15 protein-coding genes and 2 pseudogenes are annotated in these 16,141 nt (G+C 61.0%); 5 read left to right on the forward strand and 12 right to left on the reverse strand.

The genetic code is table 11. The annotated features are described in order from the left end of the window. Window positions 1-40: 40 nt before the first annotated feature. Window positions 41-892, forward strand: a complete 852-nt coding sequence (locus LRS56_27190; GenBank protein WDU62385.1) for an SDR family oxidoreductase — start codon at window positions 41-43, stop codon at window positions 890-892. Window positions 893-1,017: 125 nt separating this feature from the next. Here LRS56_27190 and LRS56_27195 read toward each other — a convergent pair whose 3' ends face one another. From LRS56_27195 to LRS56_27220, 6 genes are all read right to left on the reverse strand, one after another. After that, complete coding sequence (locus LRS56_27195; GenBank protein WDU62386.1) at window positions 1,018-1,761, reverse strand: hypothetical protein; 744 nt, start codon at window positions 1,759-1,761, stop codon at window positions 1,018-1,020. A gap of 56 nt (window positions 1,762-1,817) precedes the next feature. Continuing rightward, window positions 1,818-2,198 (reverse strand): RidA family protein, encoded by a 381-nt coding sequence (locus tag LRS56_27200; protein ID WDU62387.1) that lies wholly within the window; start codon window positions 2,196-2,198, stop codon window positions 1,818-1,820. Window positions 2,199-2,222: 24 nt separating this feature from the next. Beyond that, entirely contained in the window at window positions 2,223-4,328 is a 2,106-nt protein-coding gene (gene spoT / locus LRS56_27205) for a bifunctional GTP diphosphokinase/guanosine-3',5'-bis pyrophosphate 3'-pyrophosphohydrolase (GenBank protein WDU62388.1), read from the reverse strand. A gap of 60 nt (window positions 4,329-4,388) precedes the next feature. Then, window positions 4,389-4,652, reverse strand: a complete 264-nt coding sequence (gene rpoZ, locus LRS56_27210; GenBank protein WDU62389.1) for a DNA-directed RNA polymerase subunit omega — start codon at window positions 4,650-4,652, stop codon at window positions 4,389-4,391. Between the two features lie 167 nt (window positions 4,653-4,819). Then, on the reverse strand, window positions 4,820-5,440 hold the full coding sequence (gene gmk, locus LRS56_27215) for a guanylate kinase (protein WDU62390.1): 621 nt from the start codon (window positions 5,438-5,440) through the stop codon (window positions 4,820-4,822). Window positions 5,441-5,450: 10 nt separating this feature from the next. Next, the gene (locus LRS56_27220) at window positions 5,451-6,314 is read right to left on the reverse strand and encodes a YicC family protein (protein WDU62391.1); all 864 of its coding nucleotides are present in this window, start codon (window positions 6,312-6,314) and stop codon (window positions 5,451-5,453) included. A gap of 185 nt (window positions 6,315-6,499) precedes the next feature. Here LRS56_27220 and rph point away from each other — a divergent pair, with 185 nt between their 5' ends. Together rph and LRS56_27230 are read left to right on the forward strand one after the other, a co-directional pair. Beyond that, window positions 6,500-7,222 (forward strand): ribonuclease PH, encoded by a 723-nt coding sequence (gene rph / locus LRS56_27225; GenBank protein ID WDU62392.1) that lies wholly within the window; start codon window positions 6,500-6,502, stop codon window positions 7,220-7,222. A gap of 22 nt (window positions 7,223-7,244) precedes the next feature. After that, window positions 7,245-7,613: a DUF4870 domain-containing protein gene (locus tag LRS56_27230; protein ID WDU62393.1), complete on the forward strand. Its 369-nt coding sequence runs from the start codon at window positions 7,245-7,247 to the stop codon at window positions 7,611-7,613. A 58-nt stretch (window positions 7,614-7,671) separates the two neighbouring features. Here LRS56_27230 and LRS56_27235 read toward each other — a convergent pair whose 3' ends face one another. Continuing rightward, the gene (locus tag LRS56_27235; GenBank protein ID WDU62394.1) at window positions 7,672-8,451 is read right to left on the reverse strand and encodes an exodeoxyribonuclease III; all 780 of its coding nucleotides are present in this window, start codon (window positions 8,449-8,451) and stop codon (window positions 7,672-7,674) included. Between the two features lie 82 nt (window positions 8,452-8,533). Between LRS56_27235 and pyrE the strand changes: the two are divergent. Then, window positions 8,534-9,177: pseudogene (pyrE, locus tag LRS56_27240) on the forward strand (orotate phosphoribosyltransferase). A gap of 169 nt (window positions 9,178-9,346) precedes the next feature. Here the strand turns inward: pyrE and argB are convergent. The 4 genes and pseudogenes from argB to coaBC form a co-directional block, all read right to left on the reverse strand. After that, window positions 9,347-10,252: an acetylglutamate kinase gene (gene argB, locus LRS56_27245; protein WDU62395.1), complete on the reverse strand. Its 906-nt coding sequence runs from the start codon at window positions 10,250-10,252 to the stop codon at window positions 9,347-9,349. Between the two features lie 19 nt (window positions 10,253-10,271). Then, window positions 10,272-11,684 (reverse strand): annotated as a pseudogene (locus LRS56_27250) (phosphomannomutase/phosphoglucomutase). Window positions 11,685-11,932: 248 nt separating this feature from the next. After that, a complete protein-coding gene (gene dut / locus LRS56_27255) occupies window positions 11,933-12,388 on the reverse strand; it encodes a dUTP diphosphatase (protein ID WDU62396.1) in 456 nt (151 codons plus the stop codon). Between the two features lie 5 nt (window positions 12,389-12,393). After that, window positions 12,394-13,602, reverse strand: coding sequence for a bifunctional phosphopantothenoylcysteine decarboxylase/phosphopantothenate--cysteine ligase CoaBC (gene coaBC / locus LRS56_27260; protein WDU62397.1), 1,209 nt, complete (start codon window positions 13,600-13,602; stop codon window positions 12,394-12,396). A gap of 152 nt (window positions 13,603-13,754) precedes the next feature. Here coaBC and radC point away from each other — a divergent pair, with 152 nt between their 5' ends. Continuing rightward, the gene (gene radC, locus LRS56_27265; GenBank protein ID WDU62398.1) at window positions 13,755-14,429 is read left to right on the forward strand and encodes a DNA repair protein RadC; all 675 of its coding nucleotides are present in this window, start codon (window positions 13,755-13,757) and stop codon (window positions 14,427-14,429) included. A 28-nt stretch (window positions 14,430-14,457) separates the two neighbouring features. Here radC and LRS56_27270 read toward each other — a convergent pair whose 3' ends face one another. Further along, window positions 14,458-16,050: an ABC transporter substrate-binding protein gene (locus LRS56_27270; protein WDU62399.1), complete on the reverse strand. Its 1,593-nt coding sequence runs from the start codon at window positions 16,048-16,050 to the stop codon at window positions 14,458-14,460. Between the last annotated feature and the right edge of the window lie 91 nt (window positions 16,051-16,141).

Genomic DNA, 16,141 nt, shown 5'->3' on the forward strand with positions numbered 1-16,141 from the left:
CGCGAAGGCTAACCTAGACCTTTCTGTACGGAGTTTTCTGATGTCTGCGCCTTCTGTTGTAATTGCCGGTTGTGGCGATGTGGGGAGTCGGCTGGCCAGCCAATTGCTCGCCTCGGAATGGGAGGTTCATGGCCTGCGACGGGATATTTCACGCCTGCCCGACGGCGTGATCGGCATTGCCGGCGACCTGTTCAAAAAGGATTGCCCCGACACCTGGCCGATCGGCGGGGTGGATTACCTGGTGTACTGCGCCGCCGCGACCGATCACGACGAAGCCGGCTACCGCGCCGCGTACGTGCAAGGGTTGAAGCATGTACTGGAATGGCTGGGCGACTATGGTCAGGAGCCGAAACACCTGCTGTTTGTATCCAGCAGCAGTGTGTATGGGCAACAGAACGGCGAGTGGGTCGACGAAACCTCCGACACCCAGGCCAACGGCTATTCCGGCCAAGTGATGCTGGAGGCCGAGCAAGTGGCGCTCAACAGCGGGATCCCGGCGAGCATCGTGCGGTTGACCGGGATCTACGGCCCCGGTCGTGAATGGCTGTTGACCCAGGTGCGCCAAGGCTATCGCGTGGCGGTTGATCCACCTTTATATGGCAACCGGATTCATGCGGACGATGCGGCGGGTTTGCTGGCTTTTTTGCTGCGCCATGTGGAGCAGGGCGGCGCGTTGGACAAGGTCTACATCGGCGTTGACGATGCGCCTGCGCCACTGGCCGAGGTGGTGGGCTGGTTGCGCGAGTATCTGGGTGTGACCGAGTGGGCCGATGACGCCAGTGTGCGGCGCGCGGGTAGCAAGCAATGCAGTAATGCCCGTATCAAGGCGCTGGGTTGGGTGCCGACGTATCCGACCTATCGCGAAGGCTACGCGGCGATACTGAAAGGCTGAAACGCAGTCCAAAAATGTGGGAGCGGGCTTGCTCGCGAAAGCGGAGTTTCAGTCACTGAATGTGTTTCTGATACACCGCATTCGCGAGCAAGCCCGCTCCCACATTTGGATTCGGGTGAGGGCGGTTATTGCTTTTCAAGCAGCCATTGGCGAGGGCCCGGTGTGAATGAGGGCACTTCATCCGCTTGCGCGGTATTGATCGCCTGGAAGATTTCCAGCTGTTTGCCCTTGCGGGTAAAGATCCACGGGTTGCCCTGGCCATTCAATTGCAGCCAGATGCTGTCGTAGCCGCCACTCATCGAGGCGCAGTCGCCCGCCAGGCACAGCGAGTACTGATCAACGTTAGGCAGGCCGGCGACCTTGCCGTTAGCCTGGAACTGCACCGTGGCGCCGCTGCCGAAGCCGTCAGTGATCTTCCAGTCGCCGCCCATATAGGCCGCATACAGCGCTCGCTCAAAATTGGCGCCGATGGGCGCGCCTTCCGGGGCCGGGTCTTTGGCGCGGGCAAACAGCTGTTCAGGCTCATTGTCATTGGCCATTTGCTGCAGTTGCTTGCCTTTACGCTTGAGTTCGGTGGCGGAGCTGCCGTAAAAATCTACGCTCCAGGCGCCGGATTTTTCGCCGAGCAACTTGCCTTCAGCTACTTCAAAACCGTTGTAGTAGCGTGCCTGCGAAGCCTTGGTGTTGACCTCCCATTCGAGGGTCGGACCATGGGACTGCAGGGCTTCACGCAAAGGGCCGCCCTTCGCTGCCGCATTGATGGCGACCTGGTTGATCCAGGTGCCGCTCACATCCAGGTCGGCAGGGTTGCTGGCGCAGCCGCCGAGCAACAGGGCGAGCAACGAAGAAGCTACAAGCGCTTTGCGCATCACGAAATCCTTCTGAAACGAAGTCGGCGCAGCTTGTGGGGGCTGCGCCGGGTGTTTTACTCGATGACCAGAATCGCGTCCATCTCAACCTGCGCACCCTTAGGCAGGGCGGCGACGCCGATGGCGGCGCGGGCTGGGTACGGCTGTTCGAAGTACTTGCCCATGATCTCGTTGACCTTGGCGAAGTGGCTCAGGTCGGTGAGGAAGATGTTCAGCTTGACGATGTCTTTGAACGAGCCGCCTGCCGCTTCAGCGACGGACTTGAGGTTTTCGAAAACCTGTACGGTTTGTGCTTCGAAGCCTTCAACCAGTTCCATGGTCTTTGGGTCCAGTGGGATCTGGCCGGACATGTAGACGGTGTTACCGGCCTTGATCGCCTGGGAGTAGGTGCCGATGGCAGCTGGGGCCTTGTCGCTGGTGATAACGGTCTTGGTCATGTATGACTCCTTGTAATGGATGGGTTATGCACGCATGCGGGTGATGCGGATCACCCCGGTCAAGGCGCGCAGTTTCTTGATCACGCGGGCCAGGTGCACGCGGTCGTGCACGCTCACTACCAGCTGGACCACGCTGATGCGGCCATCGCGCTCATCCATGCTGATTTTCTCGATATTGCCGTCGGCCGCGTTGACGCTGCTGGCCAGCAGGGCGATCAGGCCGCGCTGGTGTTCCAGCTCCACGCGCAACTCGACGTTGAATTCGCCGGTGACATCCTTGGCCCACGAGAGCTGGATGCATTTTTCCGGGTTGTGGCGGATTTCGGTGATATTGCGGCAGTTGTCCAGGTGCACCACCATGCCTTTGCCCGCCGACAGGTGGCCGACAATCGGGTCGCCCGGGATCGGCGTACAGCACTTGGCGTAGCTGAGCACCAGGCCCTCGGTGCCGCGAATCGCCAGCGGGCCTTCCGGGCTTGGCAGTTGTTCGCCTTCACCAAGCAGGCGGCGGGCCACCACATAGGCCATGCGGTTACCCAGGCCGATATCTTCCAGCAGGTCTTCGATGGTTTCCTGGCGATACTCGTGGAGCATCGCTTGCACGCGCTCGGTCGGGATCTTGTCCAGGGCACTGTCGAAACCGTTGAGCACCTTGTTCAGCAGGCGTTCGCCGAGGCTGATGGATTCGGAGCGGCGCTGCAGTTTGAGCGCGTGGCGGATGTGTGTCCGCGCTTTGCCGGTGACCACGAAGTTGAGCCAGGCCGGGTTCGGGCGGGCGCCGGGTGCACTGACGATCTCGACCGTGGAGCCGCTTTGCAGCGGTTCGGACAGCGGCGCGAGGCGACGGTTGATCCGGCAGGCAATACAGCTGTTGCCGACGTCGGTGTGCACCGCGTAGGCAAAGTCGACCGCCGTGGAGCCTTTGGGCAACTCCATGATCCGGCCTTTGGGCGTGAACACGTAGACCTCGTCCGGGAACAGGTCGATCTTCACGCTTTCGATAAATTCCAGGGAGTTGCCGGCACGTTGCTGCATTTCCAGCACGCCTTTGACCCACTGGCGGGCGCGGGCATGGGTGCCCTTGGGTTGCTCATCGCCGCTGGACTTGTACAGCCAATGGGCGGCGATGCCGTTGTTGGCCATCTCCTCCATTTCCCGCGTGCGGATCTGAATCTCGATCGGTACCCCGTGCATACCGAACAGCGTGGTATGCAGCGACTGATAGCCGTTGGCCTTGGGAATCGCGATGTAATCCTTGAAGCGCCCCGGCAGGGGTTTGTACAAATTATGTACAGCGCCCAGCACGCGATAGCAAGTGTCGACCTTGTCGACGATGATCCGGAACGCATACACGTCCATGATCTCGTTGAAGGCCCGACGCTTGCCGCGCATCTTCTTGTAGATGCCGTAGATGTGTTTCTGCCGGCCGCTGACTTCGCCTTCAATTTCGTCGATCGCCAGGCAATGGCTCAGCGACTCTTCGATCTTGTTGACGATTTCCTTGCGGTTGCCCCGGGCGCGCTTGACCGCCTGGTAGATGCGCGCCGAGCGCATCGGGTGCATCGCCTTGAAGCCGAGGTCTTCAAATTCGATACGAATGGCGTGCATGCCCAGCCGGTTGGCGATGGGCGCGTAGATTTCCAGGGTTTCCTTGGCGATGCGCCGGCGTTTTTCGCCGGACAGCACTTCCAGCGTGCGCATGTTGTGCAGCCGGTCGGCCAGCTTGACCAAAATCACCCGAATGTCTCGGGCCATGGCCATGGCCATCTTCTGGAAGTTTTCCGCCTGGGCTTCGGCCTTGGTCTCGAAGTTCATCTGGGTCAACTTGCTGACCCCGTCGACCAGTTCGGCCACGGTTTCGCCAAATTGCGCGCTGAGCGCTTCCTTGGCAATGCCGGTGTCTTCGATCACGTCATGCAGCATCGCGGCCATCAGGCTCTGATGGTCCATGTGCATGTCGGCCAGGATATTTGCCACTGCAAGGGGATGCGTGACGTACGCCTCGCCGCTGCGGCGGCGTTGGCCGTCGTGGGCTTGTTCGGCGTAGAAATACGCTCGGCGGACCAGGTTGACCTGGTCTGGGCCGAGGTAGGTCGATAAGCGATCGGCGAGGGCGTCTATGCTCGGCAAAGGAATGACTCCTGCCGTTGGCTGTGACCCCGCGCCGTGCTACGTCGACCAGGCATAGGCTTAGACGGCCTCGTTGGACTCGTCCTCGAACGCTGCAAACAGCGGTTCGTCCTCAACGATCTCGGCGTTGGCGATGAACTCGTAGCTCATCAGGCCTTCAGCGATTTCACGCAGGGCTACAACGGTAGGCTTGTCGTTTTCCCACTGGACCAGGGGCTCTTTGCCGCCAGTGGCCAGTTGACGGGCACGCTTGGTAGAGAGCATGACCAGCTCAAAGCGGTTATCCACGTGTTCTAGGCAGTCTTCAACGGTTACGCGGGCCATGGTATTCCTCGGAGCGAATGCAAGATGCGCGCTGCCCGGTTGGGCGAGCGGACTAAACAGTTTAAAAAATCACCAGCGTTTAGGGAAGCGCTGATTTTTCCCAGGCCCTCACAAAACCGCTACAAGTGCCAATGTAAAGCCCTTGCAGCGGTTTTGGGAAGAGCCAATCAGCCGAGTAGTTCAGCCAGTAATTTGCCGAAACGCTGCTGTTGGCGCTTTTGCTGGAGCTGATTGGTGCGGAAAATCGCCTTCAAATCGTCCAGCGCGTGGGCGAAATCGTCGTTGATGATCAGGTAGTCGTAGTCGACGTAGTGGCTCATTTCGCTGACGGCTTCACGCATGCGGCCTTCGATGATCTCGTCGCTGTCCTGGCCACGGTTGGTCAGGCGCTGGTGCAAGGCTTCCAGCGACGGTGGCAGGATGAAGATCGAGCGCGCCTTGGGCATCAGCTGGCGCACTTGCTCGGCGCCTTGCCAGTCGATTTCCAGGATCAGGTCGTGGCCTTCGTCCAGGGTCTGCTGCAAGTGGCTTTGCGAGGTGCCGTAGAGGTTGCCGAATACTTCGGCGCGCTCGAGGAAGTCGCCGTGTTCGATCATCTTGACGAACTCGGTGCGCTCGACGAAGTGATAGTGCACCCCGTTCACCTCGCCCGGGCGCATGGCGCGGGTGGTGTGCGAGACCGAAATGCGGATCTGCTCGTCAGCGTCGGTCAGGGCCTTGACCAGGCTGCTTTTGCCCGCGCCCGAAGGGGCGGAAATGATGTAAAGGGTGCCGGTGCTGTGGGTCATGGAAGTTGCCTTACTCAATATTCTGTACTTGTTCGCGCATCTGCTCGATCAACACTTTGAGGTTGACCGCAGCCGTGGTGCTGCGCGGGTCAAACGCCTTGGAGCCCAGTGTATTGGCTTCGCGGTTGAGTTCCTGCATCAGGAAGTCCAGGCGCCGACCGGCGGCACCGCCCGATTTGAGCACACGTCGCACTTCAAGGATGTGCGTGCTCAGGCGGTCGAGTTCTTCGGCAACATCGCTTTTTTGTGCCAGCAGCACCATTTCCTGTTCCAGGCGCACGGGGTCGAGGTCGGCCTTCATGTCGGTAAAGCGGTCGAGGACCTTCTGGCGCTGGGTGGCGAGCATCTGCGGCACGAGCTCGCGCAGGGTCACCACATCCTCTTCGATGGATGTCAGGCGCTCGTTGATCAGGCGCGCCAGCTCGGCGCCTTCGCGCTCGCGGCCAGCCTTGAGCTCCTTCAAGCCCTGGGTGAACAGGGCTAGGGCTTCGGCGTTCAGGGCCTGCGGGTCGCTGGCGTCGGCCACCAGCACGCCGGGCCAGGCCAGCACTTCCAGCGGGTTCAGCGCGGCAGGCTGCTTGATCAGGCCGGCGATGGTTTCGGCGGCGGCCACCAGTTGTGCGGCGCGGTCGCGGTCGACCTGCAACGGCTTGCCGGTGGTTTCCTCGGTAAAACGCAGGGTGCATTCCAGCTTACCGCGCGAGATGCCTTGACGCAGCGCTTCACGCACGGCGCCTTCGAGGTCGCGGAAGGATTCCGGCAGGCGCAGGTGCGGCTCCAGGTAACGGCTGTTGACCGAGCGCAGTTCCCAGCTCAGGGTGCCTTGGGCGCCGGCTTTTTCGACGCGGGCGAAGGCGGTCATGCTGTGCACCATGGAGGTACCTCGCGTTGCAGTCCCGCAAACACGGGCTGATGGTTAAGAAGGCGCAGGATTGTAGCGCAGTGGGACGAGTGCGCCCAAACCCGAGCATTCGTAACTGGATTTTTTAGCAGTGCCCCGAATCGGCTCGCGGCTCTATAATGCTCGGCAGTTTTTCGTCCTCCGTACAGGTATCCCCTATGAAACGTCCAAGTGGTCGCGCTGCCGATCAGCTCCGCTCGATCCGCATCACCCGCAACTACACCAAACACGCCGAGGGTTCTGTACTGGTCGAGTTTGGCGATACCAAGGTTATCTGCACCGTCAGCGTCGAAAACGGCGTGCCGCGTTTCCTTAAAGGCCAGGGCCAAGGCTGGTTGACTGCCGAGTACGGCATGCTGCCGCGTGCCACTGGCGAGCGTAACCAGCGTGAGGCCAGCCGTGGCAAGCAGGGCGGTCGCACCCTGGAAATCCAGCGTCTGATCGGCCGCTCGCTGCGCGCAGCGCTGGACATGTCCAAGCTGGGCGACGTGACCCTGTACGTCGACTGCGACGTGATCCAGGCCGATGGCGGTACCCGCACGGCCTCCATCACCGGCGCCATGGTGGCGTTGGTTGATGCGCTTAAAGTGATCAAGAAGCGCGGCGGCCTGAAAGGCGGCGACCCGCTCAAGCAGATGATTGCCGCTGTGTCGGTGGGCATGTACCAGGGCGAGCCGGTGCTGGACCTGGACTACCTGGAAGACTCGGCTGCCGAGACTGACCTCAACGTAGTCATGACCAGCACCGGTGGCTTCATCGAAGTGCAGGGCACCGCCGAAGGCGCGCCATTCCAGCCAGCCGACCTGAATGCCATGCTGGCCCTGGCCCAGAAAGGCATGACCGAAATCTTCGAACTGCAGAACGCCGCACTGGCTGACTGAACCCGCCTCAAGGAGACGCGCCATGAGTGACAACCAGATGCCCGTGCCTACGCCTTCCTACGAGGTGCGTCAGGGGGCAATGTTGTGTCATCTCGCGGCGTTTCTGGGGTTTGTGTTCCCTTTCGGCAGCGTCGTGGGGCCACTGATCCTGTGGCAGATGAAGAAGGAAATGGACCCGTTTATTGATGATCAGGGCAAGGAAGCCTTGAACTTCCAGATTACCGTGGCCATCGCCTGGATAGCGTGCATTGTGCTGGCCTTCGCGGTGATCGGCTTTTTCCTGATGATTGCCCTGGCAATCGCCACGGTGGTGCTGACCATCATCGGCAGCATCAAGGCCAACAAGGGGATTGTTTATCGCTACCCCCTGACCTGGCGTCTGATCAAATAATGAGCGCCCACAAAAAAACCGACAGCGATGTCGGTTTTTTTGTGCCTGGGAAAAGACCTCAGATGGTCAGTGTCCAGTCGTAGTCCACGATCAGCGGCGCGTGCTGCGAGAAGCGCGGCTGGCGCGGCAGGCGTGCGCTGCGTACGAACCGGCGCAGGCCTGGGGTCAGCAACTGGTAGTCGAAGCGCCAGCCCAGGTTGAGCATCTCAGCCTGTTCATTGTCGGGCCACCAGCTGTACTGGTCGCCTTCACGGCTGACTTCGCGCAGGGCATCCACATAACCCATGTTGCCGACAATCTCGTCCATCCAGGCCCGTTCCGGCGCCAGGAAACCCGGGGATTGCTGGCTGTCGCGCCAGTTCTTGATATCCAGCTTTTGTTGCGCCACGTAGAGCGAGCCACAATAAATGTACTCGCGACGTTTGCGCCGCTGTTTATCCAGGTAACGGGCGAAATCGTCCATTAGCTTGAACTTCTGGTTCAAGTCTTCATCGCCGTTCTGCCCCGAAGGGAGCAGCAAGGTCGCGATGCTGACCTTATCGAAATCGGCTTGCAGGTAGCGCCCGTAGCGGTCGGCTGTCTCGAAGCCGAGGCCGCTGATGACCGCCTTGGGTTGCAACCGCGAATACAAAGCCACGCCACCTTGGGTGGGCACTTCGGCATCGCAGGCATAAAGGAAGTAGCCATCCAGTTGGAAGGCTGGGTCGTCCAGTTCAAAGGCGGAGGCGCGGGTATCCTGCAGGCAGATGACGTCGGCATTCTGGGCTTGCAGCCAACTGAGCAAACCACGCTCGACTGCAGCCTGAATACCATTAACGTTCACACTGATGATCCGCATAAATGGCCCCAAAAATCGCGTGCGTGTATGATACACGCCGTCTACCTAATTAGCTAAATCCGTGGTATCTGAGGCTTTTTTCATGCAGGCGTATCAACGCGATTTCATTCGTTTTGCCATCGATCGCGGCGTTTTGCGCTTCGGTGAGTTCACTTTGAAGTCCGGGCGCACCAGCCCGTACTTCTTCAATGCAGGCTTGTTCAACTCGGGTTCGGCCCTGGCTCAGCTGGGTCGTTTCTACGCGGCAGCCATCGTTGAAAGCGGTATTTCCTTTGATGTTTTGTTTGGCCCGGCCTACAAGGGTATTCCCCTGGCCGCGGCAACCGCCGTGGCTTTGGCTGAACATCACGGGCAGGACCTGCCATGGTGCTTCAACCGCAAAGAGGCCAAGGCTCACGGCGAAGGCGGCAGCCTGGTCGGCGCGCCGCTCAAAGGTGATGTGCTGATCATCGACGACGTGATCACCGCCGGTACGGCCATCCGTGAGGTGATGCAGATTATCGCCTCCAGGACGGCGCCAAGGCGGCCGGTGTGTTGATTGCGCTTAACCGTCAGGAGCGCGGCAACGGCGAGTTGTCGGCGATCCAGGAAGTGGAACGAGATTTCGGCATCCCGGTGGTGAGCATCGTGTCGTTGAACCAGGTGTTGCAGTTCCTGGAAGCTGACCCGCAGCTCAAGCAGCATTTGCCGGCGGTGCGTGCGTACCGCGAGCAATTTGGCGTCTGACACTATTCTCCTGTGGGAGCGGGCTTGCCCGCGATTGCGGTGTGTCAGGCGATGCAATTGTTGAATGCGCTCCCGTCATCGCAGGCAAGCCAGCTCCCACATTTGGATCGCAGGCAGAAAAAAAGGCCCCGCCCAATGTTATTGAGCGGGGCCTTTTTGTTTTCAGCGCTTAAGGACGCTTGCGGTTACTGATCAGCGTGCCCACACCCGTATCGGTGAAGATCTCCAGCAGGATCGCATTCGGCACGCGGCCATCCAGGATCAGCGAGCTGCCCACGCCGCCTTGCACCGCTTCCAGTGCGCAACGGATCTTCGGCAGCATGCCGCCGTAGATGGTGCCGTCGGCGATCAGCTCGTCCACTTGTTGGGTGGTCAGGCCGGTCAGCACCTTGCCTTCCTTGTCCATCAGGCCGGCGATGTTGGTCAGCAGCATCAGCTTTTCAGCCTTCAGCGCTTCGGCCACTTTGCCGGCCACCAGGTCGGCGTTGATGTTGTAGGACTCACCGTTGGCACCCACGCCGATTGGCGCGATCACCGGGATGAAATCGCCCTTGACCAGCAGGTTCAGCAAATCGGTGTTGATGCCGATCACTTCGCCCACTTGGCCGATGTCGATGATTTCCGGTTGGGTCATTTCCGGTGTCTGACGGGTGACCGTCAGTTTTTTCGCACGGATCAGCTCCGCGTCCTTACCGGTCAGGCCGATCGCGCTGCCGCCGTGGCGGTTGATCAGGTTGACGATGTCTTTGTTGACCTGGCCGCCGAGGACCATCTCCACCACGTCCATGGTCTGCGCGTCAGTGACGCGCATGCCATCGATGAAGTGACTCTCGATCGACAAGCGCTTGAGCAGGTCGCCGATTTGCGGGCCGCCGCCGTGCACCACCACCGGGTTGATCCCGACAGCTTTCATCAACACGATGTCGCGGGCAAAGCCGGTTTTCAGCTCGTCGCTTTCCATGGCATTGCCGCCGTACTTGATCACCAGCGTCTTGCCGACGTAGCGTCGAATGTAGGGCAACGCTTCGGACAGGACCTTGGCGGTGTTGGCAGCGGCTTCGCGTTCGAGGGTCATTCAGGGCTCCGGTAAAAAATCAGAACGGTAATTGGAGATCAGGGGCAACACGTTTCAACTGGGCGTGGAACACGTCCTTGATGCGCTGCAACTCAGCCTCGGTATCCGCCTCGAAACGCAGGACCAGCACCGGTGTGGTGTTGGACGCGCGAACCAGGCCCCAGCCTTTGGCGTAATCGACTCGCACACCATCAATGGTGGTCAGGTTGGCGCCTTCGCCCCATTGCGCATCGTGCAGTGCGTCAATGATGCTGAATTTGCTCTCCTCGGTCACATGGATATTGATCTCTGGCGTAGAAATATCATTCGGGAAGGTCTGAAACAGCTCTTCTGCCGTGGATTTTTCCTTGCTGAGGATCTCCAGCAGACGAGCGGCGCTGTAAATACCGTCATCAAACCCGAACCAGCGTTCTTTGAAGAACACGTGACCGCTCATTTCACCGGCCAACAGCGCGCCGGTTTCCTTCATTTTCTTTTTGATCAACGAGTGACCGGTCTTCCACATTAGCGGGCGACCGCCGTATTCCTTGATCAGCGGGGTGAGGCGGCGGGTGCATTTGACGTCGAAAATGATCTCGGCGCCTGGGTTGCGTGCCACCACATCGCGGGCAAACAGCATCAGCAGGCGGTCCGGGAAGACGATCTCGCCGGTTTCGGTCACCACGCCCACGCGGTCGCCGTCGCCATCGAAGGCCAGGCCGACATCGGCGCCCGTTTCCTTGACCTTGGCGATCAGGTCCACCAGGTTTTCAGGCTTGCCCGGGTCCGGGTGATGGTTGGGGAAGTGGCCGTCGACGTCGCAGAACAGCGGGATAACTTCGCAGTTCAGGGCTTCAAGCAGTTGCGGGGCGATGACGCCGGCCGCGCCATTGCCGCAGTCCACCACCACTTTGAGGCGGCGGGCGAGTTTGACGTCGCGGGTGATTTCATCAGAGTAGCGCTGCAAGATGTCGACTTTGGTGATGCTGCCTTCGCCGCTGGTCAGATCATTGGTCTTCAGGCGGTCGTGCAGGGCCTGGATCTGTTCGTTGGCCAGGGTGTCACCGGCGATGACGATCTTGAAGCCGTTGTAGTCCGACGGGTTATGGCTGCCGGTGAGCATCACCCCGGATTTGCCGGCCAGCACGTTGGCGGCGTAGTACAGCGCAGGCGTGGGTACCAGGCCCACGTCGCTGACATGGCAGCCGCTGTCGGCCAGGCCCTGGATCAGTTGCTCCACCAGCTCGGGGCCGGACAGGCGACCGTCGCGGCCAACCGACACGTTCGGCTCACCCTGGGCGAGGCTTTGGGAGCCGATGGCGCGGCCAATCCAGTAGGCGGTTTCGGCGGTCAGGGTCTTGGGCACCACGCCACGGATGTCATAGGCGCGAAAGATGCTGTCGGGGAATGTCGGGGCTACTCGGGCTGCGTTACTCATCGCGGGGGAAACTCCATCTGAAGGGGGCAAGGCTGGCCTTAAAGTGGCTGACCGGCAGGCTCAAACTGAAGGGTATGACGGTGTTTTCGGCAGAGAGTTCGTGGTGCAAAAGTGCCATCGGAGCTTGGGCTCCGTCTTGTTGTCTGCGTAATGCGTTGATTTCACTGGGGAAATCTCGCTGATTTAATCCGCGCATTCTTCGTCCTGAAAAGCCTTGCGGTGGCGTCGAGCCGGGCAAGAGTGCCCGGCCAGATTCAGCTTAGTCAGTGGCTGCCGGAATGCCCGAAACCACCTGCGCCGCGTTGGGTCTCGTCGAATTCCTCGACCAATTCGAAGTGCGCCTGCACCACCGGCACCAGTACCAACTGGGCAATACGCTCGCCGACGGCGATATTGAATGCGGTCTGGCCACGGTTCCAGCACGACACCATCAGCTCGCCCTGGTAGTCCGAATCGATCAGGCCCACCAGATTGCCCAGCACGATCCCGTGTTTGTGACCCAGGCCGGAGCGCGGCAGGATCAGCGCAGCCAGGCCCGGGTCGCCAACGTAGATCGACAGGCCGGTGGGGATCAGGAGGGTCTGGCCCGGCTCAAGGAGGGTGTCTTGCTTGAGCATGGCACGCAGGTCGAGGCCGGCGGAGCCTGGGGTGGCGTAGGCCGGCAGTGGGAATTCGGTGCCGATGCGTGGGTCGAGGATTTTGGCTTGCAAAGCGTGCATGGAAATTAAACCTGGTTCAGCCGTTGGGCGATAAAAGAGATCAGTTGGCGGGCAATCTTGCCCTTGCTGGTCTGGGCGAAAAGGGTGGCGTGCAGCTCGCGGTCGATCACGCTGCAGGCGTTTTCCTCGCTGTTGAAGCCGATGCTCGGGTTGGCGACATCATTGGCAACGATCAAGTCGAGGTTTTTGTCTTTCAATTTGCGTGCGGCGTAGTCCAGCAAATGCTCGGTCTCGGCGGCAAAGCCGACGCTGAACGGGCGGTCTGGTCGCGTGGCAATCGTGGCCAGGATGTCCGGGTTGCGCACCATTTGCAGGAGCAGGCCGTCACCGCTTGTAGGGTCTTTCTTGAGCTTTTGCGGGGCGACGACTTCCGGGCGGTAGTCTGCAACCGCTGCCGAGGCGATAAACAAGTCGCAGGGAATGGCCGCCTCACAGGCCGCCAACATGTCGCGGGCGCTGACTACGTCGATTCGCGTGACGCGATCGGGGGTCGGCAAATGCACCGGGCCGGTGATCAGGGTGACGCGCGCGCCTGCCTCGACCGCGGCTTCGGCCAGCGCAAAGCCCATTTTTCCTGAGCTATGGTTGGTGATGTAGCGCACCGGGTCGATGTTTTCCTGGGTCGGGCCGGCGGTGATCAGCACATGCTTGCCGGTCAGGGCCAGGTGCTGGAAGCACTCGGCGGCGCACAGCGCCAGGTCGGTGGCTTCGAGCATGCGGCCCATGCCCACGTCGCCGCAGGCCTGGCTGCCGGATGCAGGGCCGAACACCTTGAGGCCACGGCTTTGCAGCAGTTGAGTGTTGGCTTGGGTGGCCGGGTCGCGCCACATGGCCTGGTTCATGGCCGGGGCGATGGCCACGGTGGCGTCGGTGGCCAGTACCAGGGTGGTCAGCAGGTCATCGGCGATGCCTTGGGCCAGGCGGGCGATCAGGTCGGCGGTGGCCGGCGCGATCAGCACCAGATCGGCCCATTTGGCCAGCTCGATATGGCCCATGGCGGCTTCGGCCGCAGGGTCCAGCAGGTCCAGGTGCACCGGGTGGCCGGACAAGGCCTGCATGGTCAGCGGGGTGATGAACTCACTGCCGCCACGGGTCATGACCACGCGCACTTCGGCGCCCTGGTCCAGGAGCCTGCGGACCAGCTCTGCGCTCTTGTAGGCGGCAATGCCGCCGCCGACGCCGAGAACGATGCGTTTCCGATACAGACGCTGCATTGGTTTGCCTTTCCAGTTCAGTGATGCCAGTTCAATGGCGCGTGCGATGCCCCCTCCCCAGGTGAAATCGCATGCAAAAAAGAGGGCCTACGATAACACAGCGCCTGCCGCGCAACAGCGGCGCACACGGCCTATATGGAGAGGGACCAGGGATGAGTATTCGCGATTGGCCGGCAGCAGAGCGGCCGCGAGAAAAGCTTTTGGAGTGGGGTGCGGCGAGTCTGTCCGATGCTGAATTGCTGGCAATCTTCCTGCGCACCGGGGTTTCCGGCTGGAGCGCAGTGGACCTGGCGCGTCATTTGTTGGCGCAATTTGGCGGCCTGCGGCCGTTACTGGAGGCCAGCCAGACGCTGTTCAACCAGCAATTGGGCTTGGGGCCGGCAAAGTTTGCCCAGTTGCAGGCCGTGCTGGAAATGTCCAGGCGCCATATGGCCGAGCGCTTGCGCAGTGACTCGGTACTGGAAAGCCCGGTGGCCGTGCGTGATTACCTCAAGGCGCTGCTGCGCCATGAGCCCCACGAGGTTTTTGGCTGTCTGTTCCTTGACTCAAGGCACCGGGTGCTGGGCTTCGAGGCTTTATCGGAGGGCACCATCGACGCGGCCATGGTGTACCCGCGGCAAGTGGTCAAGCGCGCACTGGCTTACAACGCAGCGGCGTTGATCCTCTGTCACAACCATCCTTCGGGAAGTCTGGAGCCGAGCGCAGCTGATCGAAAATTGACCAGAATCCTGCAAAAAGCCTTGGAAATGGTGGATGTGCGGGTGCTGGATCACATCATTGTGGGCGATGGCGACCCGCTGTCGATGGCGGAGCATGGATGGATGTAGCCCCGCCCCAAAAGGGCGGGGCTGGTGCTCAGGGCTTGACGCTGACCTTGGAGAAATCCTGACGGCCGAACGGGCTCACCTGGTATCCCTCGACATTCTTGCGCGTCAGGGCGAATGCCGTCGGGTGCGCCAGCGGCAGCCAGAGTGCCTGCTGTTGGATCTGCGCCTGGGCCTGTTGGTACAGCTTGCTGCGCACCCCTTGCTCGCTGGTGGTCTTGCCGGCGCTGATCAGCTTGTCCAGCGCCGGGTCGCAGTAACGGGCGAAGTTGGTGCCGGACTTCACCGCTGCGCAGGAGAACTGCGGGGTCAGGAAGTTATCCGGGTCACCGTTGTCGCCAGCCCAACCCATGAACAGCAGGTCATGCTCGCCGGCTTTGGCGCGACGAATCAGTTCGCCCCATTCGATCACGCGGATCTCGGCCTGGATGCCGACTTTAGCCAGGTCGGCCTGCAACAGTTGCGCGCCAAGGTTCGGGTTGGGGTTCAGCAGGCTGCCGGTGGGGCGCGTCCAGATGGTGGTCTTGAAACCGTCCTTGAGCCCGGCGCGAGCCAGCAGGGCCTTGGCTTTGGCGAGATCCTGCGGATAGCCCGGCAGGTCTTTGGCGTAGTTCCAGGTGTTGGGCGGGTAAGGGCCGTTGGCGGCTTCGGCGGTGCCTTCAAACACGGCCTTGAGGTAGCTGGCCTTGTCGAAGGCCAGGTTGATCGCTTGGCGTACTTCGGGCTTGTCCAGCGGTGGGTGCTGGCTGTTGATGGCCACGAATGCGGTCATGAAGGCGGCGGTTTTTTCCACCTTGAGCGCAGGGTCTTTTTGCGCCTCGCCTACATCCAGAGGCTTGGGCGACAGGGCGATCTGGCACTCATCGCGCTTCAGTTTCTGCAGGCGTACGTTGGGGTCCGTGGTAATGGCGAAGATCAAGTTATCCACAGCCGGTTTGCCGGCGAAGTAGTCCGGGTTGGCTTTGTAGCGCACCACGGCATCCTTCTGGAAACGGCTGAAGATGAACGGCCCGGTGCCGATCGGCTGGCTGTTGAGTTTTTCCGGAGTGCCGGCCTTGAGCAGTTTGTCGGCGTATTCGGCCGGGTAGATCGAGGCGAAACCCATGCTCAGGGCGGCGAGGAAGGTCGAGTCGGCGTGGTCCAGGGTGAAGCGCACGGTCAATGGGTCGAGGGCGTCGATCTTCTTGACCAGCGTGGGCAATTGCAGCGACTGCGCATGCGGGAAGCCGCTCTGGGCGATCTTGTGCCACGGGTGGGCCGGGTCGAGCATGCGTTCGAAGCTGAAGCGCACGTCTTCGGCGGTCAGGGTGCGGCTTGGGGTGAAATACTCGGTGCGATGGAATTTCACGTCCGGGTGCAGCTTGAAGGTGTAGGTCAGGCCATCTGGCGAGACGTCCCAGCTGTCCGCCAGGCTGGGCACCAGTTTGCCGCTGGCCGCGTCGTAGTCGACCAGGCGGTTCATCAGCACGTCGGCGGAGGCGTTGGTGGTGGTCAGGGAGTTGTATTGCACCACGTCGAACCCTTCGGGGCTGGCCTCGGTGCAGACGCTCAAGTTGCTGGCGGCAGACGCCAGCGGGGCGATAAAGAGAGGGGCTAGCAATAGCGGTAGGGCAGCGAGGCGCATGTTCGGTTTCCTTTGCAGATCGAAGGCCCATCTGCGAGTGCAGTCTGGAAAAGTCCTACCGTAGTGGTCTGACTGATAAATGACTAGCCCA

This window comes from Pseudomonas poae (genome assembly GCA_028869255.1).
Classification (GTDB): Bacteria; Pseudomonadota; Gammaproteobacteria; order Pseudomonadales; family Pseudomonadaceae; genus Aquipseudomonas; species Aquipseudomonas poae_C.